This window comes from Acidovorax sp. HMWF018 (assembly GCF_003061035.1).
Lineage (GTDB): Bacteria > Pseudomonadota > Gammaproteobacteria > Burkholderiales > Burkholderiaceae_C > Acidovorax > Acidovorax delafieldii.
Genome location: NZ_QAIM01000453.1, coordinates 31,862 through 36,473, shown reverse-complemented (window position 1 = coordinate 36,473; position 4,612 = coordinate 31,862). Strand labels below are relative to the sequence as shown.

Sequence of the window (4,612 nt, the reverse complement as noted above, 5' to 3'; positions counted from 1 at the left end):
CACCGTCGGCAGCAACTCGGCCATGCCTGACTCGCGTACCGCCACATCCGCAAAGAACAGATGGTGATTGATGACCACGATGTCCGCCGCCAACGCCTCGCGCCGCGCCCGATGAACATGGCATTCCCGAAAACGCGGGCAGGAAGACCCCAGGCAGTTCTCACGCGTCGAGGTGACCAGGGGGATCACGGGCGATCGCTCGTCCAACCCTGTCAGCTCGGCCATATCGCCGGATACGGTCTGGCGCGACCAGTCCTCCACCTTGGCCAGCACGCGGGCGACGCCTCGGTCCAGGGCCTGAGCATCCTGCCGTGCCTGCTCCATGCGGTGCAGGCACAAGTAGCTGGCGCGCCCCTTGAGCAGGGCCATGCGAACGGGCAGCCCCAGGATGTGCGCCAAGCGGGGCAGATCGCGGGCGAACAACTGGTCTTGCAAGGCCTTGGTGGCCGTAGACAACAGCACCCGCTCGCCACTCAGCAAGGCCGGCACCAGGTAGGCAAAGGTCTTGCCCACTCCAGTGCCTGCCTCCACCACCAGCGCCCCTCCCTCTGTAATGGTCTGGGCCACCGCAATGGCCATCTGGGTCTGACCGTCACGCGGTTGAAAATGCCCATCCGCCCTCGCCAGCACACCATCGGGGGCAAACACCTCGGGCACCATGGCCTCCAGTGACATCACGCGGGCTCTTGCGGTTGAAGTTGCCGCTCCAGCCGCTCCATCGCGTCACGCAACACGAGTCGGCGCTTTTTGAGACGGCGCAGGGTGAGTTCGTCGGGTGCCGCTTCGGGCTTACACCGGTCGATGAGTGCGTCGAGATCGGCATGTTCCATGCGCAGCTCGATCAACTGACGGTGGGGAGAGTGCAGGCTGGGTTTCAAGGCAGGAGGCCATGGGCATGGCAAAAATGCCACAGGCGGGCGGATAATACGCGCTTGGCCCGCTTTCCACGACAGGCGTTCGCGTAGGCGCCCCCACAATCTGCAGCATGACCAAAGCGTTTCGCCTCATCGCCTCCACCGGCATCCACAAGGGTGACCGCGAATACCAGCAAGACCAGGTGGCCCTGATCTCCCACGAGCGGCACAACGGCTGCGTTCTGGGTGTGGTTGCCGACGGGATGGGCGGCCGCAGCGGGGGGCGCAAAGCATCAGACCAGGTCATGATGACAGCACGACAACTGTTCGAGCGGTACTCGCCCGACACCGATGACCCGGTGGCAATGCTCAAGAACATGGTTGAAGAGGCCCACATCGTTATCCGGTTGACGGCCATATCGGCAGAGCAGGAACCTCACAGCACCATCGCTGCGTTTCTCATCAATCCCCGGGGCGACTGCCATTGGGTGCATGCGGGCGACTCGCGCATCTACCACTTTCAAGGCTCACGGCTGGCATTCCGCACCAGCGACCACTCTTATGTGCAAGCCCTGGTGGACCGGGGTGAGCTGACGGAAGCCGAGGCCAACAACCATCCTCATTCCAACATTCTGGTGGGTTGCCTGGGCACAGAGAGTGACCCGCCCATCACTACCCACGTCATTCCGCAACTTCAGCCGGGCGATGTCTTGCTGGCCTGCAGCGATGGGGTTTGGCACTACTTTTCTCCCACCGAACTGGCATCGGTGGTCGATTCGCTGTCGCCCCGCGAAGCGACGGAGTTCCTGATTGAAAAAGCCCGCTCCCGGGCACGCGGAGGCGGCGACAACCTGTCGCTGGTGGTCGTCAAGATCGAAGCCCTGGCCGAAGAGAAAAAGATTGCTCGCCTGACGCCGCTGGACACGGGTCGGCCCTGAGGGCCTTGTCTGCACCACCCATCGGTGTATCGACGGGTGAACGCGAACCCATCGAACAACCACCAGGTAGTCGCCGCTACCCTAGCGTCAACCACTCAGCCACTGATTGCTTGGCTCAGAGGCCCTTCCAAACTCAGCGAGGCGCAGAAGCAGCAGGCGCTGGCAAGGGCGCTGCAGGCTTGCGGCCCTGAGCCAGGGCATCAGCTTGAGATTTTTCGACCCGCGCGCGGCGCTCCTCCGCCGCTTGGAGCGCCTGGGTATGTTTGGCACGCGATTGGGCAGCGCGCTCGGCAGTCCCCGCAGCGCGGGCCGCCTGTTCACTGGCCTGAACCTGGGCACGGCTATTTTGTTGCTGCGCGCGTTGGTGTGCGTCCTGGTCCCGCTGTGCCTTGGCAACATCCGGATCGGCGGATGGCTTGCGAACCTGCGCGTCAGCGCGTTTGCTCGCTGGCGGTACGGCCATTTGCTTGTCTTCAATGGCCCGCAGGCGCTCCACCGCTTTCTCCCTGCGCTCGGCATCGTTGAGTTCAATTTCCTGCGCACGCAATCGGTCGTGGGACTCCCGTGCCTTGGCACGTACGCCGCGCAAGCAATCCTCCACAGCAAAGCGTTGGTAGCACACTGCCTCATCCTGCTGCCGCCGGGCCGTCAGTGCCTCGCGCTCCATTTTGATTCGGTCACGCTCCACTTTGCGATGTGCAGCGGTCGACGCGGATCCGGCATCTACTTCTACCCCCGTCGCGGCCCGGGCCGGGGCTACCAGCACAGGCAGTATTGAGCAAGCCAGCGCCAGCACTACCGCCAAAAAGCGACCACCGGTCTTGTTCATGTCAACCCCGTATCCACCATGCGGCGCTCCAGCGCCAGAAACTCCTTGGACTGCATCTCGTTGAGCCGGGACACTGTGCGCGGAAACTCGTGAGCCAAAGGCCCTTCGGTATACAACTGCTCGGGCGGCACAGCCGCCGACAGGATGAGTTTGACCCGGCGGTCGTACAGCACATCCACCAGCCAGGTAAAGCGCCGCGCAGGCGACGCCATGCTCACAGGCATGTAAGGAACATCGGACAGCAACACCGTGTGGAACTGCGTTGCAATTTCCAGGTAGTCGTTTTGCGATCGAGGACCACCACACAGTGTCTTGAAGTCAAACCACACCACCCCGCCAGCCTTGCGACGGGCGCGAATTTCGCGCGCCTCGATATGCAGCACGGGATCTTCATCGTGCACTTCAGCGAGTTGGTCGAACGCCTGGTTCATCTCGGCATCCGCCTCTGCGCCCAGTGGCGTGTGATACAGCTTTACGTGCTCCAGCGTACGCCGGCGGTAATCGGTGCCATTGTCCACATTGACCACCTCCAGCCGCTCGTTGAGCAGTGCAATGGCGGGCAAGATGCGGTCCCGATGCAAGCCACCGGGGTAAAGGTCGTCAGGCTTGAAATTGGAAGTGGTCACGAAGCCGACGCCGTTGTCGAACAACGCCACCAGCAATCGGTGCAGGATCATCGCGTCCGTGATGTCCGCCACATGGAACTCATCAAAACAGATGAGCTTGTAGCGTTTGGCAATGCGCTCGCCCAACACATCCAGCGGATTGACCGTGCCCTGAAGGGCCGCCAGTTCACGATGCACCTCACGCATGAATTCGTGAAAGTGCAAGCGCACCTTTCGCTTCAGGGGAACAGCGTCAAAAAAGCACTCCATCAGAAAGCTCTTGCCGCGCCCCACCCCGCCATACATGTAGACACCGCGGGGAATCTCCGGGCGGTTGATCAGCTTCTTGATCGCGTTGGAGCGCCGAGCCTTGTACTGGGCCCACTCGTCAGCACAGCGCTGCAGGGCTTCCACTGCTCGCAGCTGGGCGGGGTCGCTTTGATAGCCTTTGGCGGCCAGCTCGGCCAGGTAAGCCTGTTTGACGGTCACTTTGCGGTTGCTCTGATACTACAAAATTGATAGCTGCAAGCGCATGTAAATCATGCGCTTGCAGCCGATTGAGACCCAATATCAGAAGTTCAGCGTGCGCTTGTCCACCGCCAGCGCTGCTTCCTTGGTGGCCTCGCTCAAGCTGGGGTGCGCATGGCAAATGCGTGCGATGTCTTCGCTGCTGGCCTTGAACTCCATGGCCACAACGGCCTCGGAGATCAGCTCGCTGGCCTGTGGGCCCACGATGTGCACACCCAGGATCTCGTCGGTCTCGGCATCCGCCAGCATCTTGACCATGCCGGTGGTGTCGCCCAGCGCACGTGCGCGGCCATTGGCCAGGAACGGGAAGCTGCCCGCCTTGTACTTGACCCCATCGGCCTTGAGCTGCTGCTCAGTGCGGCCCACCCAGGCGATCTCGGGGCTGGTGTAGATGACCCAGGGGATGGTGTTGAAGTTGACATGACCATGCTGGCCGGCAATGCGCTCGGCCACGGCAACGCCCTCTTCCTCGGCCTTGTGGGCAAGCATGGGGCCGCGCACCACGTCTCCCACCGCCCAGATGCCGGGCAGATTGGTCTTGCAGTCAGCATCCACCACGATGGCGCCGCGCTCGTCGAGCTGCAGGCCCACCGCTTCGGTGTTCAGGCCAATGGTGTTGGGCACGCGGCCGATGGAGACGATGAGCTTGTCCACGTCCAGCGACTGGGCTTCGCCCTTGGCGTTGGTGTAGGCAATGCTCACACCCTTTTTGCCGGTCTTGATCTCGCCGACCTTCACGCCCAGCTCGATCTTCAGGCCCTGCTTGTCGAAGGCCTTCTTGGCTTCCTTGGCGATCTGCTCATCCACCGCGCCCAGGAAAGTGGGCAGACCTTCGAGGATGGTGACTTCAGCGCCCAG

The 4,612-nt window shown here is 62.4% G+C and carries 6 protein-coding genes; 2 read left to right on the top strand and 4 right to left on the bottom strand.

The annotated features are described in order from the left end of the window. Nucleotides 1-675, bottom strand: a 675-nt coding sequence (locus DBR23_RS19020) for an ATP-dependent DNA helicase (RefSeq protein WP_146191374.1), incomplete at its 3' end; no start/stop codon positions are given. Beyond that, the gene (locus tag DBR23_RS19015; protein WP_108499247.1) at nucleotides 675-878 is read right to left on the bottom strand and encodes a YdcH family protein; all 204 of its coding nucleotides are present in this window, start codon (nucleotides 876-878) and stop codon (nucleotides 675-677) included. The genes DBR23_RS19020 and DBR23_RS19015, both read right to left, overlap by 1 nt. Before the next feature lie 107 nt (nucleotides 879-985). Between DBR23_RS19015 and DBR23_RS19010 the strand changes: the two genes are divergently transcribed. Continuing rightward, nucleotides 986-1,792 carry a PP2C family serine/threonine-protein phosphatase gene (locus DBR23_RS19010; RefSeq protein ID WP_056063373.1) on the top strand — a complete coding sequence of 269 codons (807 nt, stop codon included), beginning with the start codon at nucleotides 986-988 and terminating at the stop codon, nucleotides 1,790-1,792. A gap of 205 nt (nucleotides 1,793-1,997) precedes the next feature. After that, a complete protein-coding gene (locus DBR23_RS29715; RefSeq protein ID WP_158276473.1) occupies nucleotides 1,998-2,570 on the top strand; it encodes a hypothetical protein in 573 nt (190 codons plus the stop codon). A gap of 47 nt (nucleotides 2,571-2,617) precedes the next feature. Here DBR23_RS29715 and zapE read toward each other — a convergent pair whose 3' ends face one another. After that, nucleotides 2,618-3,715, bottom strand: a complete 1,098-nt coding sequence (gene zapE / locus DBR23_RS19000; protein ID WP_056063379.1) for a cell division protein ZapE — start codon at nucleotides 3,713-3,715, stop codon at nucleotides 2,618-2,620. Nucleotides 3,716-3,796: 81 nt separating this feature from the next. Then, nucleotides 3,797-4,612, bottom strand: an 816-nt coding sequence (locus DBR23_RS31110; RefSeq protein WP_233250565.1) for an FAD-dependent oxidoreductase, incomplete at its 5' end; no start/stop codon positions are given.